The organism is Halorubrum sp. Ea1 (assembly GCF_002252965.1).
Classification (GTDB): domain Archaea; phylum Halobacteriota; class Halobacteria; order Halobacteriales; family Haloferacaceae; genus Halorubrum.
This window is the reverse complement of record NZ_NHPG01000135.1, coordinates 1-17,267: the sequence shown is the minus strand read 5'-3', so window position 1 is coordinate 17,267 and position 17,267 is coordinate 1. Positions and strand designations below refer to the sequence as shown.

18 protein-coding genes and 1 tRNA gene are annotated in these 17,267 nt (G+C 70.8%); 7 read left to right on the top strand and 12 right to left on the bottom strand.

Annotated features, from left to right (window positions below):
* Positions 1 to 10 precede the first annotated feature (10 nt).
* Positions 11 to 1,051 (bottom strand): NAD(P)-dependent alcohol dehydrogenase, encoded by a 1,041-nt coding sequence (locus DJ73_RS16630; RefSeq protein WP_094524583.1) that lies wholly within the window; start codon positions 1,049 to 1,051, stop codon positions 11 to 13.
* A 188-nt stretch (positions 1,052 to 1,239) separates the two neighbouring features.
* Here DJ73_RS16630 and DJ73_RS16625 point away from each other — a divergent pair, with 188 nt between their 5' ends.
* On the top strand, positions 1,240 to 2,301 hold the full coding sequence (locus DJ73_RS16625; protein ID WP_094524582.1) for an amidohydrolase family protein: 1,062 nt from the start codon (positions 1,240 to 1,242) through the stop codon (positions 2,299 to 2,301).
* A complete protein-coding gene (locus DJ73_RS16620) occupies positions 2,301 to 3,224 on the top strand; it encodes a metal-sulfur cluster assembly factor (protein WP_094558520.1) in 924 nt (307 codons plus the stop codon). Before DJ73_RS16625 ends, DJ73_RS16620 begins: the two co-directional genes overlap by 1 nt.
* Before the next feature lie 46 nt (positions 3,225 to 3,270).
* Here the strand turns inward: DJ73_RS16620 and DJ73_RS16615 are convergent, their stop codons facing one another.
* From DJ73_RS16615 to DJ73_RS16600, 4 genes are all read right to left on the bottom strand, one after another.
* Complete coding sequence (locus DJ73_RS16615) at positions 3,271 to 3,474, bottom strand: hypothetical protein (RefSeq protein ID WP_094524580.1); 204 nt, start codon at positions 3,472 to 3,474, stop codon at positions 3,271 to 3,273.
* A gap of 32 nt (positions 3,475 to 3,506) precedes the next feature.
* A complete protein-coding gene (locus DJ73_RS16610; RefSeq protein WP_094558519.1) occupies positions 3,507 to 4,271 on the bottom strand; it encodes a metallophosphoesterase in 765 nt (254 codons plus the stop codon).
* Between the two features lie 47 nt (positions 4,272 to 4,318).
* Positions 4,319 to 5,014, bottom strand: coding sequence for a J domain-containing protein (locus tag DJ73_RS16605; protein ID WP_094526535.1), 696 nt, complete (start codon positions 5,012 to 5,014; stop codon positions 4,319 to 4,321).
* A 119-nt stretch (positions 5,015 to 5,133) separates the two neighbouring features.
* Positions 5,134 to 5,391, bottom strand: coding sequence for an MTH865 family protein (locus DJ73_RS16600; protein WP_094524577.1), 258 nt, complete (start codon positions 5,389 to 5,391; stop codon positions 5,134 to 5,136).
* A 171-nt stretch (positions 5,392 to 5,562) separates the two neighbouring features.
* Between DJ73_RS16600 and DJ73_RS16595 the strand changes: the two genes are divergently transcribed.
* The 3 genes from DJ73_RS16595 (at position 5,563) to DJ73_RS16585 (ending at position 7,796) form a co-directional block, all read left to right on the top strand.
* A complete protein-coding gene (locus DJ73_RS16595; RefSeq protein ID WP_094524576.1) occupies positions 5,563 to 6,615 on the top strand; it encodes a M42 family metallopeptidase in 1,053 nt (350 codons plus the stop codon).
* A gap of 459 nt (positions 6,616 to 7,074) precedes the next feature.
* Entirely contained in the window at positions 7,075 to 7,632 is a 558-nt protein-coding gene (locus DJ73_RS16590; protein ID WP_094524575.1) for an SRPBCC family protein, read from the top strand.
* 92 nt (positions 7,633 to 7,724) lie between these two features.
* Positions 7,725 to 7,796 (top strand) — tRNA-Ala (locus DJ73_RS16585).
* 388 nt (positions 7,797 to 8,184) lie between these two features.
* Here DJ73_RS16585 and DJ73_RS16580 read toward each other — a convergent pair.
* Entirely contained in the window at positions 8,185 to 9,021 is an 837-nt protein-coding gene (locus tag DJ73_RS16580) for an alpha/beta hydrolase (protein ID WP_254921694.1), read from the bottom strand.
* A 212-nt stretch (positions 9,022 to 9,233) separates the two neighbouring features.
* Here DJ73_RS16580 and DJ73_RS16575 point away from each other — a divergent pair, with 212 nt between their 5' ends.
* Positions 9,234 to 9,827, top strand: coding sequence for a PAS domain-containing protein (locus tag DJ73_RS16575; protein ID WP_094558518.1), 594 nt, complete (start codon positions 9,234 to 9,236; stop codon positions 9,825 to 9,827).
* A 14-nt stretch (positions 9,828 to 9,841) separates the two neighbouring features.
* Here the strand turns inward: DJ73_RS16575 and DJ73_RS16570 are convergent, their stop codons facing one another.
* From DJ73_RS16570 to purB, 6 genes are all read right to left on the bottom strand, one after another.
* Positions 9,842 to 11,392 carry an NAD(P)/FAD-dependent oxidoreductase gene (locus DJ73_RS16570; protein ID WP_094558517.1) on the bottom strand — a complete coding sequence of 517 codons (1,551 nt, stop codon included), beginning with the start codon at positions 11,390 to 11,392 and terminating at the stop codon, positions 9,842 to 9,844.
* A gap of 76 nt (positions 11,393 to 11,468) precedes the next feature.
* Complete coding sequence (locus tag DJ73_RS16565; RefSeq protein WP_094558516.1) at positions 11,469 to 12,149, bottom strand: metal-dependent hydrolase; 681 nt, start codon at positions 12,147 to 12,149, stop codon at positions 11,469 to 11,471.
* A gap of 8 nt (positions 12,150 to 12,157) precedes the next feature.
* Positions 12,158 to 12,832, bottom strand: coding sequence for a hypothetical protein (locus DJ73_RS16560; RefSeq protein ID WP_094524571.1), 675 nt, complete (start codon positions 12,830 to 12,832; stop codon positions 12,158 to 12,160).
* A gap of 52 nt (positions 12,833 to 12,884) precedes the next feature.
* Entirely contained in the window at positions 12,885 to 13,781 is an 897-nt protein-coding gene (locus DJ73_RS16555; RefSeq protein WP_094558515.1) for a sensor domain-containing protein, read from the bottom strand.
* A gap of 112 nt (positions 13,782 to 13,893) precedes the next feature.
* Complete coding sequence (locus DJ73_RS16550; RefSeq protein WP_094524569.1) at positions 13,894 to 14,229, bottom strand: zinc ribbon domain-containing protein; 336 nt, start codon at positions 14,227 to 14,229, stop codon at positions 13,894 to 13,896.
* Positions 14,230 to 14,326: 97 nt separating this feature from the next.
* Positions 14,327 to 15,766: an adenylosuccinate lyase gene (purB, locus tag DJ73_RS16545; protein WP_094558514.1), complete on the bottom strand. Its 1,440-nt coding sequence runs from the start codon at positions 15,764 to 15,766 to the stop codon at positions 14,327 to 14,329.
* A gap of 168 nt (positions 15,767 to 15,934) precedes the next feature.
* Here purB and purN point away from each other — a divergent pair.
* Positions 15,935 to 17,267: phosphoribosylglycinamide formyltransferase (gene purN / locus DJ73_RS16540; protein WP_094558513.1), on the top strand; the 1,333-nt coding region annotated here is incomplete at its 3' end.

Here is a 17,267-nt window from a genome sequence, read left to right as displayed (position 1 = left end):
GGCTCCCGACTCAGGGGGTGATCACGGCGCGACCGTCGATCTCGCGGTGTTCGAGCTTCTCGGCGACCGTGTTCACGTCGCCGAGGTCGTACCGACTCGTGTGGAGATCGACGTCGCCCTGCTCGACGAGCGCGACCAGCTCCTGGAGCTCGGCGTACCGACCGACGATGTTGCCGACGAAGGAGAACTCGCCGTTCACCAGCGCCTGTGACGGTTCGTGGACGTGCCCGCCGTAGCCGATGATGTGGTGGTCGCCGCCGCCCGCGGTGATGTCGGGCGCGTAGCCCGTCGTCACGTCCGCGCCGACGAAGTCGAGCACCTGCGCGGCGCCCGTCCCGTCGGTGATGGCCTCGATCTCCGCCGGCACGTCCGACTCGGAGGGGTTTATCAGGTGGTCGGCCCCGTAGCCGTCGGCCAGGTCCAGCGCCGACTGCTTGAGGTCGACGGCGGTGATCTGGGCCGCGCTCATCGCGCTCAGACACTGGAGTCCGATGTGGCCCAGCCCCCCGACTCCGATGACGACCGCGTGGTCGCCCGGGTTGAGGTCGGCGACCGCCTTCTTCGCCGCGTGATACGCCGTGATTCCGGCGTCGGCGTGGGGCGCGATGTCGATCGGTTCGACGCCGGACGGGAGCGGGATCACCGAGCGCTCGCTGGTGTGCAGGTACTCGGCGAAGCCGCCGTCGTGGGTGAGGCCGTTGAACGCGCTGTTCTCGCAGTGCATCGTCTCGCCGAGGCGGCAGGGGCGACAGGTGCCGCAGGTCTGGACCGGGTGGCAGATCACCGGGTCGCCCTCCGAGACGATCTCGACGTCCTCGCCCGTCTCGACGACGGTGCCCGCGTTCTCGTGACCCAGTGTCAGCGGGAGCTCCTGCGGGACGTACTCCGTCCACATCCCCTCGATGATGTGGTTGTCCGTCTGGCACCAGCCGGCGCCCTCGACCTCGACGATCACGTCGCTCGCGCCCGTCGCGTGCGGTCGGTCTACCTCGTCGATCGTGAGTCCCTCGCTCATGTCGTCGGTGTACTCGTGGAGTCTGGCTGCTTGCATGTGACATATTATCTCGCAGCCTACATCATAAACGTTCGTTACGGTGAGGTCTCCCGGCGTCGCGACCGCCATCGAACGCGACGGCGACGGAGTGAAACCGGCGACTCGACCGATGAACGAACAACCGGTGCGTAATTTACCTGAACGATCCTTATAGTTATGTGTTGTCGATTCACACATTCACTTGTATGTACGAGAAGGACGGCGAGGAGATCTTCGTCATCGACGGCCACGTTCACATGTGGGACGCGCGGCAGGAGAACATCATCCACGAGGGGGGCGAGCAGTTCCTCCAGTGTTTCTACGACTACCACACCGGGTTCACCCCGGAGGAGGAGCAGTGGGACATCGACACGTACCGACACTACGGCGCCGACAAGATGACCGAGGACCTGTTCGGGAACGCGGCCGCCGACATGGCGATCTTCCAGCCGACGTACCTCGACGACTTCTACGACGAGGGGTTCAACACCACCGAGCAGAACGCGGAACTTGCGGAGGAGTACCCCGAGCGGTTCGTGCTCAACGGGAGCTTCGACCCGCGCGACGGCGAGGAGGGGCTGCGCTACCTCGAACACCTCAAAGAGGAGTACGACATCCCCGGCGTGAAGCTGTACACCGCCGAGTGGCGCGGCGACTCGAAGGGGTGGCGGCTCGACAGCGACGACGCCTTCGAGTTCCTCGAGAAGTGCTCGGAGCTCGGCATCGAGAACATCAACGCCCACAAGGGGCCGACGATCCGCCCGCTCAACCGCGACGCGTTCGACGTGAAAGACATCGACGACGCCGCCTCGTCGTTCCCGGAGCTCAACTTCATCGTCAACCACGTCGGGCTCCCGCGGCTCGACGACTTCTGCTGGATCGCGGCCCAGGAGCCGAACGTGTACGGCGGGCTCGCGGTCGCCTCCGCGATGTCGACCCACCGCGAGCGGAAGTTCGGGGAGATCATGGGCGAGCTCCTCTTCTGGCTCGGCGAGGACCGGATCCTGTTCGGCTCCGACTACGCGCTGTGGAACCCGGACTGGCTCGTCGATCAGGTGATGAACGCCGAGCTCACCGACGAGCAGCGAGACGAGTACGGCGTCGAGCTCGACGTCGAAACCATGAAGAAGATCATGGGCGAGAACGCCGCGGAGCTGTACGACATCGACATCGAGGCGAAGAAACGCCAGTTCCGCGACGACGACATCACCGAGCGGTTCGACCTCGGCACCCACTACGGCGGTGACGCGGGGGCCGCGGCGGACTGATGTCGGGGAGCAGCGCGGGTCCGGCCGGCGACGCCGGCGGCGATCCCCGGAGCGACTCGGCGGAGAGATCCGCTGACGACCCGCCGGGCGACCCCCACGAGACGGCGGCGGTCAGGGATCGATTGGACCGCGTCGAGGACCCCGAGCTCGCCCGGTCCATCGTCGAGCTCGACTACATCGACGCGATCGAGGTCGACGGGGACCGCGTCGAGGTCCGGTTCACGCTCCCGACGGCGTGGTGTTCGCCCGCCTTCGCGTGGATGATGGCGACCGACGCCCGCGACGAGGTCGAGGCGCTCGACTGGGTGCGCGAGGCGCGGATCGAGCTGTGCGACCACATGCACGGCGAGGAGATAACCGCCGGCGTCAACGCCCGCGACGGCTTCGGCGAGACGTTCCCGGACGCCGACGGCGACGTCGCGGCGGTCCGCGCCGCAATCGCCGACAAGGCCCGCGTCTCCAGACAGCGCGAGGCGGTCCGGACGCTGCTCGACGCTGGGGCCGACCCCGAACAGGTCGTCTCGCTCGAACGGTCCGACCTGACGGTCGACGGGGACGAGGCGCACGTCGATCTCGGCGGGTTATCGCTCGTCGTCGACGCCGCGCCGATCGCCGACTACCTCGACCGGGTCACGACGAGCGGACACGTGACGGAGCCGGGCGACACGCTGTTCCTGACGCCCGAGGGCGACCCGATCCGGGCGGACCGGCTGGACGTGGTCCAGAAGCGCTCCCGGCTCGCGGCCGTGAACATGGGCGGGCAGGGCGCCGTGTGCGACGCGCTTCACCGCGCCCGACACGGGCCGGACGGCCCGGACGGGTCCGGCGCGTCGTACGTCGATTCGTCGGACCCCGATGAGCGAGCGTACGACGGCGACGTCGAGGAGTTCACCTCGACGTGGACGCTCGGGACCGACGACTGAGCCGCGGGCCGCCAGTTCGTTTCCCCTCCACCGCGTTCCCTCGCCCTCAGCGGATAGGACCGAGTCCGCCCATTCCGCCGCCGCCACCGCCCGACCCGCCGTCCTCCTCGGGCTCTCCGTGCCCCTCCTTCTCCAGCCCGTGGCGACCGCTCGCGGCCCACTCGTCGCGGTCCCAGCCGCACGCCGGGCACTCGCCGTCGCCCCAGTCGAACGGCTCGCCGCAGCCGAGGCAGGCGTTTTCCGTGTTCATAGGTCACAGTACTCCCGCGCCGACAAAAGCGTTCACAACAGCTCGCGGAACTCCCCCAGCGGCGGGAATCGGAGCGACGCCTCTGCGCCGCGCGCGTCGGGGTCCACCACGACCGGCGCCAGCCGGTCCGCGTCGGTGACGAACGGGGAGTCGAACGCCCCCGTTCGCATGTCGTTGACCGCCACGCCCGGGGCGAGCCGGGTGAAGGCGGGAAGCATGAGGAGGTCGACCCCGCGATAGACGCCCTCGCCGCCGAGGAAACAGGGTCGGCGGTCGCCTTCGATCTCGATCGTCGGGTGGACGTGGCCGATCACGTACCGGTCGGCCGCCGTCGACGGCGCCTCGTGGCCGTGGCAGACGACGGTGCGCGGGGGACCGTCGCCATCGTCGCTCTCGATCTCGTTCCCGCTCCCGCTCTCCCCGTGCCGGGCCGGACCGAGAAGGTACTCCTCGTGAATCGGGTCGTCCCACGCGTTCGCGAGGGCGGTGTCGTGGTTGCCGGCGACGAGTTCGAGGGCGGCGCCGCTCGCCTCGCAGGCGTCGCGGAGCGCCTCCAGCGTCCCGAGGCTCCGGTCGGTGACGCGGTCGAACGTGTGGACGACGTCGCCCGCGACGACGACGGTCGCGGGGTCGAACCGCGCGAGGTGTCCGCGGAGCCGGTCCACGAGGTCCTCGCGCTCGCCGATCGGGAGCGACACCGCGGAGGCCTCCCCGCGGCCGACGTGGAGGTCGGCCACGACGAGCGCGTCGTGGCGGTCGAGGTAGGCCGCGCGCTCGCCGAACGCGGTCCCGGTCATCGATCGCCCCCGGTCATCGATCGCTCCCCGTCACCGGTCGCCCCCCGTCACCGACCGAAGCCCGCCGGGGAATCGGCACGATCGGTCCGGGCGGCGGGACGGCCCCGGCCGGCCTCCTCGCCCGCGCCGCCGGCGTGGTTGCGGGCGGTCGCGTACGCCTCGCGGACGCGGCGGAACGACTCCTCGTCGCCGCCTTGGTCGGGGTGCGTCTCCTTGACCCGCTCGCGGTAGGCCCGTTTCACCTCGTCTGCGTCGGCGTCGCGGGCGACGTCGAGCTCCGCGAACGCCGCCGCCACCGGGTCGCGGCCGCCGCGTTCGACCGACGGGTCCGGCCCCCAGTCCGGCTCGATAACGTCGAACGGGAGGCGGCGACCGAGCCCCCGACCCGGCATCTCGTGCTCGCAGAGGACGGTGTAGACGCCCTCTCCCTCCAGCCGGAAGTAGTCGTGCGCGTCGAACGTGATTGCGACGCCGCGCTCGGGGAGGTAGAAAGGGACGGCCACCTCGCCGAGCGGGTGGTCCTCGCGGAACCGCTCGTCGATGGCCGTCAGGTACTCGCGGATCTCCCGGCGTCGTCGTTCGTCGCCCGCGGCGGTCTCGCCGTCGCCGGCCGCGGCGACGCTCGGGGCGACGAACCGGTTCCCGAGGTAGAAGGCGACCGCCGCGAAGGCGGAGGCGATCCCGCCGAGCGCGACTCCGAGGAGGATCCACGGCGGCACCGCGCTGATGAGCTCGACGACCACGATCCAGATAACGGCTCGTCGCCTATCAACCCCTCGCCGGGATCGCGAGGGGTCGGCGAGGGGTCGGCGAGCGGCGCGCTACGGGCGAGAGCCGACTACCGACAAAAGGAGCGCCGGCGTCAGAGGATCCCCTTCGCCTCGAGGCCGTCGAGGATGTCGTCGACGAGCGCTTCGGGGGTCTCGTAGGGGAACTCCTGTTCGCTGCCCAGCTTCGCGGCCATCTCCATCGCCGTGAGGCTCACGTCGCCGGCCTCGAACTTCGTGGCCGGACCGTTCGGGAGCGCCGGGACGAGGTCCATCTGGTTCTCGACGGGGAAGTCGGCGCCGCCGAAGGCGTCGAGGAACTGTTCGCGGAGTTCCGATCTGACGTCACTCATACTCTCCCATCCCGCGAGCCACCGCAAAAGCGTTGCGGAACAACGATAAACGAGTTTGAGGTTCTCGAACGACGACGCGGCGCCGACGAACCGTCGGCGGCCCGCTCCGGAGAACGCCGACTGTCGTGCCGGAACCTCTCCACCTTTGTCGCTGGGCGCCAACCGTCGCGCATGTCGTTCGACTTCGACTTCGAGCTGTTACGAGAGCTGACCGAGGCCCGCGGTGTTCCGGGATACGAGGACGACGTCCGCGAGATCGTCCGCCGCGAGCTCGCCGACACCGCCGACCGGGTCCGCACCGACGCGATGGGGAACGTCGTCGGCACCGTCGAGGGCGACTCGGACTACTCGGTCGCGGTCGCGGCCCACATGGACGAGATCGGCTTCATGGTCCGGCACGTCACCGACGAGGGGTTCGTGCAGGTCGACCCGCTCGGCGGGTTCGACGCCCGCGTGCTCCGCGCCCAGCGCGTCACCGTGCACGGCGAGGAGGACCTCACCGGCGTCATCGGCTCCGTGCCGCCCCACACGCTCACGGAGGAGCAGACGGAGAAGGACGACGAGGTCTCGGACGTGTACATCGACCTCGGCCGCGACGGCGAGGACGTGGCCGAGCTCGTCGGCGTCGGCGACCTGGTCACGCTCGACCAGACGACGACGCGGATGGGTGACCGGGTGACCGGCAAGGCGCTCGACGACCGGATCTGCGTGTTCGCGATGCTGGAGGCCGCCCGCCGGACCGACGACCCCGACGTGACGATCCACTTCGCGGCGACCGTACAGGAGGAGGTGGGGCTCCGAGGCGCGAATGCGCTCGGCGTCGACATCGATCCGGATCTCGCCGTCGCCCTCGACGTCACCGTCGCCAACGACGTCCCCCAGATCGGGGAGCCGGCCGACGCCGTCACCGAGCTGGGCGAGGGGACCGCGATCAAGCTCAAGGACTCCTCGGTGATCACCAGCCCGAAGGTCCACGGCCGACTGACCGACGTGGCCGAGGCGGAGGGGATCGACCACCAGCACGAGGTGTTGCCCGCGGGCGGCACCGACACCGCCGGCTTCCAGAACACCGCCGGCGCGAAGCCCGTCGGCGCCATCTCGATCCCGACGCGCTACCTCCACACCGTCACCGAGACCGCCGACGGCGACGACGTCGCGGCGACGATCGACCTGTTGACGGCGTTCCTCGACTCCGAGACGGGCGAGCACGACTACACGCTATAAATATAAACAATTCCGCGGCGGCGCGCACGCTGCTCGCGCCCGTCGGGCGCGAGCAGCGTGCGCGAGGGAGTCGGTCGTCCTCCGCGTTGCTCCGGACGACCGACGAGGCTGGGGAGGCGCGAGGCGCGGTTGCGGTGCGGTTGGGGTGGGACTCAAAGGGGCAGTCGGCTCCGGGAAGACGGGCGACGCAAGCAGCGTGGCGCGTAGCGCCACGGGCAGCCGGCGGCTTCGCCGCCGGCGACACCGCAAGGAGCGAGTGAAACGAGCGACTGAGGAGCGCAGCGAGCCCCTCGACCGGAGCCGACTGGGGCTTTGGAGGCGTTCGTCGCGCAGTCAGCGTTTTATAAGCAAGCGGCCGAATCTCTGTCCCCACTCGCTGTCCCGACCGGACGACCGATCCAACCCTCTCAATCGTTCCATCGCCGGACCGCTTATTACGCGCCGCCCGAACGTCTCTGCGTGGACGAACTCGTCGTGAGCACCGAGGTGTACGCCGACGTCGAGGAGGTGTACGAGTTCCTGCTCGACTTCCCGGGGTACGCCCGCTACTCGAAGTACCTCGACGACGTGCGGACGATCGAGGGCGACGGTGGCCCCGGAACCCGCTACGCGCTCCGGTTCGCGTGGTGGAAGATCACCTACACGGCCCACTCGCGGGTGACGGGCGTCGAGCCGCCGGAGCGGATCGACTGGGAGATCACGAAAGACATCGACGCCGGCGGGCGCTGGCGCGTGACATCGACGGGGCCGGACCCCGAGTCCGACGGCGACGCCGAGACCGACGCCGCCGACTCGCCGGTCTGCGAGGTCGCGCTCGAAGTCGAGTTCGACCCGGGGTCGGCCAGCCCGGACGCGCTCGACCTCCCGCGGCTCGTCTCCTTCGACTGGGTGGTCAAGAAGGCGGTCCCGCTCATCCGTACCGAGGCCGAGCGCGTCGTCCAGCGCGCCGTCCGCGACCTAGAGGGGTCGACCCGGAACGTCGACCTCGACGTGTACGTCGACTCCGAACGGATCTGAGGAGCGGGCGGTCCGCGTGCGACGCGGTGTCCCCGCCGTCGCCGAGTCGAAGGCCTTAATATATCCAGCGGGGAACGATGGAACGCGTACGAGGGCTCGTAGATCAGTGGTAGATCATCCCCCTGGCACGGGGAAGGCCCGGGGTTCAAATCCCCGCGAGTCCACTCCTTCACTCCCTTCGGTCGTTCAGTCGTTCCCTCGCGTGGTCCCGTTCGTTTCACTCACGGGACCCCCGCGAGTCCATGTTTTTGCGCCGCGAGCAACACCGCGAGCGGCGCGACACTGCAACGAGCCGGGATTTGAACCCTGCCAGTCGCGCGCAGCGAACGGAGTGAGCGAGCACGTCTGGCTCCGGTTCAAAATCCCCGCGAGTCCACTCGACTCACTTCGTTCGTCTCGTTCCCTCGCGTGGTCCCGTTCGCTAGCATCGCCGGCGCTTCGCGCCGGCTGCAAGAGGGACCTCCGGTCCCTCTCTGCTCACGGGACCCCCGCGAGTCCGTCCGTGTTCGTTGTTCCGCCAGCGACGCTACTCTAATCGCGGTTCGAATTCCGTCACGCGCCGCTGACCCACCGCAACACCTCGCTCTGACGGTCGAGGAGGGTTCCGAGGTGGTCGGTCTCGGAGGTCGCGAGCCCCGCGTCGGTCTCATCCGCGAACGCTCGCACCGCCGATAGCGGCGCGTTCTCGTCGCGGGTCCCGTGCCAGGCGCGGACGGTGGCCGACGGCCGGTCCAGGCCGGCCCACTCGTCGCCGAACCACCGGTTCTCCCGGGCGACGGCCTTCGCTCCCGGCCGCAGGGCCTCGCGGAAGTCGTCGGCGACCGCCCGCGAGACGGCCTCCGACACCGAGCGGTCGGTGTACTGACCGACGACCGCCTCGGGGCCGGCCACAGACGCGTACGCGCCCGACAGCCGGAAGAGGACGCGGACGGCGAGGGGGATCCGCGACAGCTTGACGAGGCCGACATCGGACGGGGGCACGACGCTGCTGACAAGCCCGACGCGATCGACCCGCTCGTCCGCCGCGGCCGCGAGCGCGAACGGGCCGCCGCCGGAAAAGCCCACGACCTCGGCGTCGTCGACCGACTCCGCGTCGAGGAGCGCCCCTAAGTCTCCCCGCCAGTCGCGCCACTCCCAGCCGACCGGCGGCGCCGACGAACGCCCGTAGCCCGGTCGGTCCGGAACGAGGAGGCGAACGCCCTCCCCGGCCGCGGCCTCGGAGAGGAGCGCCGCGAACAGTCGCGACCCCGGGGTTCCGTGGTGCGCGACGACCGGCGTCCCGCCCTCGTCTCCGCCGACGGCGTAGGCGAGCGTCCGGCCGTCCGAGAGCGTGCACGTCTCCGTGGCGAGCCCGCGGGGTCGACTCGCCTGCTGTATGTTCCGTTGCACGCGTCGCCCTTCCGCGCCGTCCGGGATAACGGGTCGGGATTCCCAAACCGCTCTTTTAGTCTCCGCCTCCCACGGGGCCGGCGACTGACGTGGGTGTTACCGCGGATTGATGCGGGACGCTCCCGTGGATCACTGCATGTCGACGCACGAGGTCACGGCGGACCGCCCGGACGGCCTGCTGCACGCGACCGGCAGGGACTTCTGACGGCGCGATGGGTCTCAGAGAAGCGATTCTGGAGTTCCTGGCGTGCGACGAGGCGTCCGCCCGGAGCGCGTTCCGCGACCTCCTCGGCCATCGCCCCGACGCCACCGACGGCAGCGACGCCTCCGCGAGGCGCGGGCTCGACCCGCACCGGCTCCCGCGGACGCGTTCGGAGGCGGCCCTGCCCGCCGCGATCGCCGACTCGGACGACCTCACCGACCGCGGTCGGCGCCTGATCGAGCGCGTTCGGCTCCTCGACGACGCGCCGCTCGGCGTCACGCTCTGCGGGCCGGCGTACCGCGACACCCCGATCCTGTACGCGAACCGGATGACTCGCGAGCTCACCGGCTACTCGCTCGCGGCGCTCCGCGGGCGCAACCCGCGGCTGTTACAGGGGCCGAAAACGAGTGACCCGGCCGTCGCCGACCTCCGCGAGGCGGTGTCGATCTGGGAGCCGGTGACGGTCGAGCTGTGGAACCACCGGCGCGACGGCACCCCGTTCCTGAATCGCGTCTCGCTCCGGCCCCTCCCGGGCGACGACGGGACGATCACGCACTGGGTCGCCGTGCAAGAGGCGGTCGACGGGAGCGGCGCAGGGCGCTGAGCTCCCGAACGCCCCTACCGGAGCGTCGAGGTCGGCACGACCGACGGCAACACCCCGCCGCCGGCGTCCTCGATCACGGCCTCGGCGACGTGTTCGCCGCTGAGCAGACACATCGGCATCCCGATCCCGGGGTTCGTGTACGCGCCGACGTAGTAGAGCCCCTCGACGCCCGGGGCGCGATGCGCCGGCCGGAGCGGCCCGGTCTGCCCGAGCGTGTGCGAGAGCGCGAGCGCGGTGCCCCGGGGCGCGTTGAAGCGCTCGCGGAAGTCGGAGACGCAGGCGGTCTCCTCGAACACCACCCGGTCGCGGAAGTCGACGCCGGCGTGCTCGGCCAGATCGTCGAGCACCAGCTCGCGGAAGCGCTCGCGGGTCTCCGGGTCGTCGTCGAGTCCGGGCGCCAGCGGGACGAGGGCGAACACCGCCTCGCGGCCCTCGGGCGCCGCCTCCGGGTCCGTCTTCGAGGGGACGTGGACGTAGTACGCCGGGTCGTCGGGCCACGCCGGGTCGTCGAAGATCTTCTCGAAGTGGGGGCGCCAGTCGGTCGGCAACACGAGCGCGTGGTGGTCGAGGTCGACGTCGCCCTCGACGCCGAAGTACATGAGGAACGCCGAGGGGGCGTACGTCCGCGACTCCCAGTACGCCTCGCGGCGCGCGTGCTCGTCGGAGAGGAGGTCGCGCTCGACGTGCGGCGGCGCCGCGTTCGCGACCACGCGGTCGAACCGGCCGGTCGCCCCGGGAGTCTCCACGTCGAACTTCGGTCCCACCGCCGCGACCGAGGGGTCGATGGCGCGCACCGGCGTCCCCGTGCGGATCTCGGCGCCGAGGTCCGTCGCGAGCGCCGCCATCCCGTCGACGACGCTCGCGATGCCCCCGGTCGGGTGATAGACGCCGAGGTTCATGTCGACGTGGCTCATCAGCGTGTAGATCGCCGGCGTGTTGTACGGCGACCCGCCGAGGAAGACGAGCTTGTACTCGGCGATCTGCCGCAGCTTCTCGTGGTCGAAGTAGTCGCCGACGTAGTCGTCCATCGTCCGGAGCTTCGGGAGCGCGCGCCCCGACCGCAACACGTCCGTATCGACCATGTCCCGGAGCCGCGAGCGGCTCGGGTAGACGAACCGGTCCATCCCGAGGTCGTACGCCTCCGCGGCGTCGTCGAGGTACGCGTCGAGCCGGTCGCCGGCGCCCGCCTCGTACGACTCGAACAGCGCCTTCTGCCCCTCCCGGTCCGCGGGCATCGTCGCGCGGTCGCCGTCCTTCCAGACGACCTCGTAGAGGGGGTCCAGCTCGGTCAGCTCGTAGAACTCCTCGGTCGACCGGCCGAAGTGACCGAAGAAGCGGTCGAACACCTCCGGCATGAGGTACCACGAGGGACCGGTGTCGATCCGGAAGCCGTCGCGCTCGATCCGGCCGGCGTACCCCCCCGGATGCTCTTTGCGCTCGAACACCGTCACGTCCGCGCCGGCGTCGGCGAGGTACGCGGCGGCGGAGAGGCCGCCGAACCCCGCGCCGACCACGGCGATCTCCTCGCCGGCGAGGCGCTCGTCGTCGCGTGAACGAGGGCTCATCGCGAGGCCGTACGGTCTCCGAGGGATTCACTGCCCCGCCATACTATGTGGGCCTTTTACCCCGACCGCGGCCCCCTCACGACTCGCCCTCCGGCGGGGTCCGGTCCTGCAGTCGTCGGGCCGCGAGCGCGAAGAGCCCCGTCCCGATCAGGTAGAGCCGCCAGCCGGCGTTCGCGACCGGGAATATCCGTTCGACCGGTTCCTCGATCGCCTCGTCGGGATCGCGCGGCTGGACGGGGTTGTTGATATGGACGGTCTCCGTGGTCCCCGTGGTCCCCGCGTCGACCGTGCGCGCCCCGGTCTCCGAGTCGACGCGGAGGTCGACGAACGTCTGGACGAACCCGTCCGCGGTCGAGAACAGGATCTCCCCCTCGAGCCGGAGGAACCGATCGCGGAGCGGCCACAGGTAGTTCACCCCGTCGAGGTGGACCCAGTCGAGCGCCACGTGCGCGAAGACGTGCGCGAACAGCGCGGCCCACGCGACGGCGACCCACCGCGCCGAGAGCCGGCCGCGCACGAGCGAGGTCTCCCGCACCCGCGTGTCGTAGTACAACAGGAGCGCGGCGGCCGCGGGGATCGCGAGCGTGTGGCCGACGGTCCGGTGGGCGCCCGACATGAACGGGCCGAGGAAGCTGTCGACCTCCGGGGCGACGAGGACGAGGAGCAGGACCGCGATCGCCCGCCGATCGAACCGGTCGTCGAGCAGCCCGGCGGCGAGCAGCACCGCGAACCCGGCGTGGACCACCGTCGAGACCATCTATCGGGTCACCTCCGGATCGCCTCCGGGTCGTCGTCGGTCTCCCACCGGAACCGAACCGCCAGCAGCGCGCCCGCGGCGGCGACGACGACCAGCTGCCAGCCGGTCCGGACGAGGTGTAGTTCGCGCTCGGCGCCCGGCGAGAGCCCCGGGCGGCCGTCGGGGTTCGCGAACGTCGGGATCGCGTACGACTCCGTCGTGCCGAGCGCCTCCAGCGGGAGGATCCCGGGGCCCCCGCCCCCGAGCGTGACGAACGTCTGGACGACGCCGTCCTCAGTCGAGAGGAGGAACCCCCCGCTGACGAGGTAGTAGGCGTCGGCGAGGGGGTACAGCAGGTTCACCCCCTCGCTGCCGAACAGGTCCGGACCGACGCCGGCGACGAGGAACGCCGCGAGCGCGACCCACGCGACCCGGACGCCCCGTCGCCCCGCCCGCTCGCGGAGCCGGGAGGCGTCCCGCAGTTCGGTGTCCCAGTAGAGGGCGACGCCGGCCGCGAGCGGGAGCCAGACGGCGTGGAGGAGGGCGTTCGTCGCGCCCGGGACCGCGAGGCTCGCGACCGCGTCGAGGTCCGGGAGCACCGCGGCGACGACGATGACCGCGACCGAGCGCCGGTCGAACGCGGCGCCGAGCAGGGCGGCCGCGAGCAGCGCGCCGAACGCGGCGTTGACCAACGTCGGTGCCATATCCGCTTTGACGAGCCCAGCCGAATAAGTCGCTCGGGGAGCCGTCCCCGGATCAGCGGGCGTCGCCGTCGCGGTCGGCGGGAGCGGGGTCGTCGACGAAGTCGAAGTCGCCGGAGGCGTCGGCCTCGTCGTCGCCCGTGTCACCGTTGCCGGCGGTCCCGTGGCCGCCCGTGTCACCGTTGCCGGCGGTCCCGTGGCCGCCCGTGTCACCGTCGTCGTCCGTGTCACCGTCGCCGCCCTCGTCGCCGTCGCCGTTGGCGCCGTCGCTCCCGCCCTCGTCGCCGCTCACCGATACCGCCGGAAGCGGCTCGGACGGCTCGGGGCGACCGAGCAGCGCGAGGGCCATCCGCCGAGCGACGTACGCCGCGAGGTTCGCGAGATGGAGCGCGAGGAGGACGCCGGCGACGCCGAGCGGGAGCGCGACCAGCGCCTCCGGCAGGGTGTCGATCGCCCACGTCACCGGCTCGCCGTTGACCTCGCCGAAATCGGCCGTGTACGGGTACCGAAGCGGCGCGGCGACCAGCGGCAGCGCGCTCGCGAGCAGGACGAGGGGAACGAACGCGAGCAGGCTCACCCAGAACTTCAACGAGAGGAACCCGAGCCCCCGCCACGTCGACGGCGCGTCCACGTACTTCCTGGCGCCCGCGAGCGCGCCGTCCGCGGCGGCGAGGTCGTCCGGGCGCAGTAGGTGGGTCCCGAGCAGCGCGTTCGCGAGCCGCCGCTCCAGTCCCGCGGCGAGCCGGGCGCCGATCAGCGTCGCGAACAGGACCACCAGCCCGACGAGCGCGACCGACAGGGCCAGGCCGAACGCGACCCCGAAGGTGAAGACCGCCGAGTAGACGAACCCGAGCGGGACGGCGAGCAGGAGGTACAACAGGTGCCTGTACGTGCGGCCGTCGGCGACGACGCCGACGACGGGGAGCTCGGAGGGGTGACGGAGGGAGACCATACGCGGTCGAAACCGGTTCCTCTGTCGACATAAATCGGTCGCTCCCGGCGTCGTGTGGCGGTCTCAAGCGCCGCTACGGGGCGGAGCGGCCACGGACGTCGCCGCGTCGCTCTCAGCCGACGAAGAAGTCGATGGCGTTCCCCTTCGACTGTCCCTTGTACAGCTCCGAGTAGCCGCAGTTCGCGCAGGAGACCACGACGAACGAGCGGTTCTGCACGTCGAACATCTTGGTGAGGCCGGTGCCGCTCGTCGCGATCTCGTCCGTCTCGGTCTCCTCGCTCCCGCACTTCGGACAGCCCGATCCCTCGCCGGCCGCCAGCGATTCGGGTCGGTCTCCCGATCGCGCCGAGTCGGGATCGGCGCGACCGTCGTCCGCGTCGTCCCACTCGTCGCTCGGTTCGTTGCCGAAGACGGAGTACTCCACGTCGTCGTCGTTTTCGGAGGGCATCAGCCCTACCTGCACGCGCGACCGACAAACCTCTTGTGGGGGTGTGCGACGCCGGCGACGTCTCTCTCGATCGCGACGTCCCTCGCGACCGCGATGCCTACTCGTCGATCTCGTCGACGAGTCCGTCGGCCACGCCGACGTACCCCGCGGGCGTCAGCGCCCGCAGCTCCTCGCGCACGTCCTCGTCGACGTCGAGGTCGCCGAACAGCTCGCGAAAGTCGTCGAGCGTCACCGACCGCCCGCGCGTCAGCTCCTTCACGCGCTCGTAGGCGTCGGTGTCGCCCTCGCGTCGGAGGATCGTCTGGACGGCCTCGCCGATCACCTCGGGGGTCGCCGCGAGCTCCTCGCGCATCACCGCCTCGTTCGGAACGACCTTCGCGAGCCCGTTCCCGGCTTTCCCGTAGCCGATGAGACAGTGCGCGAGCGCGGCGCCGACGTTGCGCTTGACGGTGGAGTCTGAGAGGTCGCGCTGGAGCCGCGAGCCAGTCACGTAGTCCGCGAGGAAGGTGAGGTCGCCGTTCGCCTTCGACAGGTTCCCCTCGCTGTTCTCGAAGTCGATCGGGTTCACCTTGTGCGGCATCGTCGAGGAGCCGGTCTCCCCCTCGACGGTCCGCTGGCCGAGGTACCGGTCGGAGACGTACAGCCACGCGTCCAGGTCCAGGTCGAGGAGCACGTTGTTGACGCCGCGGAGCGCGTCGAACAGCGCCGCGAGGTCGTCGCAGGGGTTCACCTGCGTGGCGAGCGGCGTGTGTTCCAAGTCGAGCCCGCGCACGAACGACTCGGAGAACGCCCGCCAGTCGACGTCGGGGTAGGCGGCGTCGTGAGCGGCGTACGTGCCCGAGGCGCCGGCCAGCTTCCCGGAGAGGTCCCCGTTCGCGACGACGACGCGGCCGAGCGCGCGCCCGAGCCGAGAGGCGTACACCGCCATCTCCTTGCCGAACGTGGTCGGCGTCGCGGGCTGGCCGTGGGTGCGGGCGAGCATCGGCGTCCCGCGGTACTCCTGGGCGAGGTCGACCAAGGCGTCCCGGACCTCCCGGATCGCGGGCACGAGCACCTCGCTCACCGCGGGCTTGAGCAGGAGCCGGTGCGCGAGGTTGTTAACGTCCTCGCTGGTGAGCCCGAAGTGGACCCACGGGTACAGCGCCTCCGCGTCGTCGACCGCCCCGGAGTCGTCCGCCTCGTCCAGCCGGACGCGCAGGAAGTACTCGACCGCCTTCACGTCGTGGTTGGTCGCGGCGTACCCCTCGGCGCCCTCGACTTCGAGCGCCTTGATCAGGCGCGCGTCCTCGGCGGAGAACGACTCGTAGACGTCGCGGAGCGCCGCCTCGGCGTCGTCATCGAGCGCGATCGGCGTCTCGTCGAGCGCGGCGAGCTCGATCAGGTACTCGACCTCGACGCGGGTCCGGGCGCGCATCAGCGCGGCCTCGCTGGCGTACGGCGACAGCGGCGCGGTCCGCGAGGCGTATCGCCCGTCGAGCGGCGAGACTGCCGCGAGGGGGTCCGACCGCGACAGGCCCGAGATGGCGTGGTCCGTCATGTCCGCGACTGCCCCCGGAGCCAGCAAAAACGTGTCGATGGCGTGGCGCACGGACGTGGATAGGTGAGCCCACTTTTCGCGACCGGTCGGGCGATCCTATCCGCAAACGTGGATACTCGGGCGGAACGGACCGCAATCGATATACGCGATCGGTCGGACCACTCGCGTATGAAGTTCGCCGGACTCGCGAGCAACCGGGGGCGGAACCTCAGACACATCGCCGACGCCGCGCCGGGCGGCGCGGAGCTGTCGGTCGTCCTGACGAACCGGGAGCAGGCGCCCGTGTTGGAGGCCGCGACGGAGCGACGGATCCCGACCGAGGTCGTCGAGCGCGAGGGGGAGGAGTCGCGCGCGTCCCACGAGCGACGAATCTTAGACCGGCTCGCCGACTACGACTTCGACCTCGTCTGCCTCGACGGGTACATGCGCGTGCTCACCGACGAGTTCCTCGACGCGGCGCCGACGACGCTGAACGTCCACCCCTCGCTGCTCCCGGCGTTCCCCGGGATGGACGCCCACGAGCAGGTGCTGGACGCGGGCGTTCGGACAACGGGGTGTACCGTCCACGTCGTCACCGAGGCGATCGACGACGGCCCGATCGTCACCCAGGAGCCGGTCCCCGTCTACGGCGACGACGACGCCGACTCGCTGAAGGACCGGGTGCTCCACGACGCGGAGTTCACGGCGTACCCGCGGGCGGTCCGGTGGTTCGCCGAGGACCGCGTGACGGTGGAGCGCGAGGGCAGCGACGCCGTCGGCGTGACCGTCGAGGGCGACGCCGGCGGCGACTTCCCGGAGCGTCGGTTCGCCTCCGAGGAGCGCGCCGCGACGCTCCGATACGGCGAGAACCCGCACCAGGACGCCGCGCTCTACGCGGACGACGGCTGCGAGGAGGCGAGCGTCGTCGGCGCCGACCGGCTGAACCCCGGTTCGAAGGAGATGGGGTACAACAACTACAACGACGCCGACGCGGCCCTGAACCTCGTGAAGGAGTTCGACGAGCCCGCGGCCGCCGTGATCAAGCACACGAACCCCGCCGGCTGCGCGACGAGCGACGAGCTCGCGGACGCGTACGACCGCGCGCTCCGGACCGACGCGAAGTCGGCGTTCGGCGGCATCGTCGCGCTGAACCGCGAGTGCGACGCCGACACCGCGACCGCGGTCGCCGACTCGTTCAAAGAGGTCGTCGTCGCGCCCGGCTACACCGACAGCGCGCTCGACGTGCTCCGGGAGAAGGGGAACCTCCGCGTGCTCGACGTCGGCCCGCTAGGCGAGGGCGACGACCGCTTCGCCGAGCGGTTCACGGAGAAGCCGATCGTCGGCGGCCGCCTCGTGCAGGAGCGGGACCGCCAGTCGCCCACCGCCGCGGACCTAGAGGTGGTCACCGAGCGCGAACCCACCGACGAGCAGCTGGAGACGATGGTCTTCGCCTGGAAGACGCTCAAGCACGTCAAGTCGAACGGGATCCTGTTCGCGACCGGCACCGAGACGGTCGGCGTCG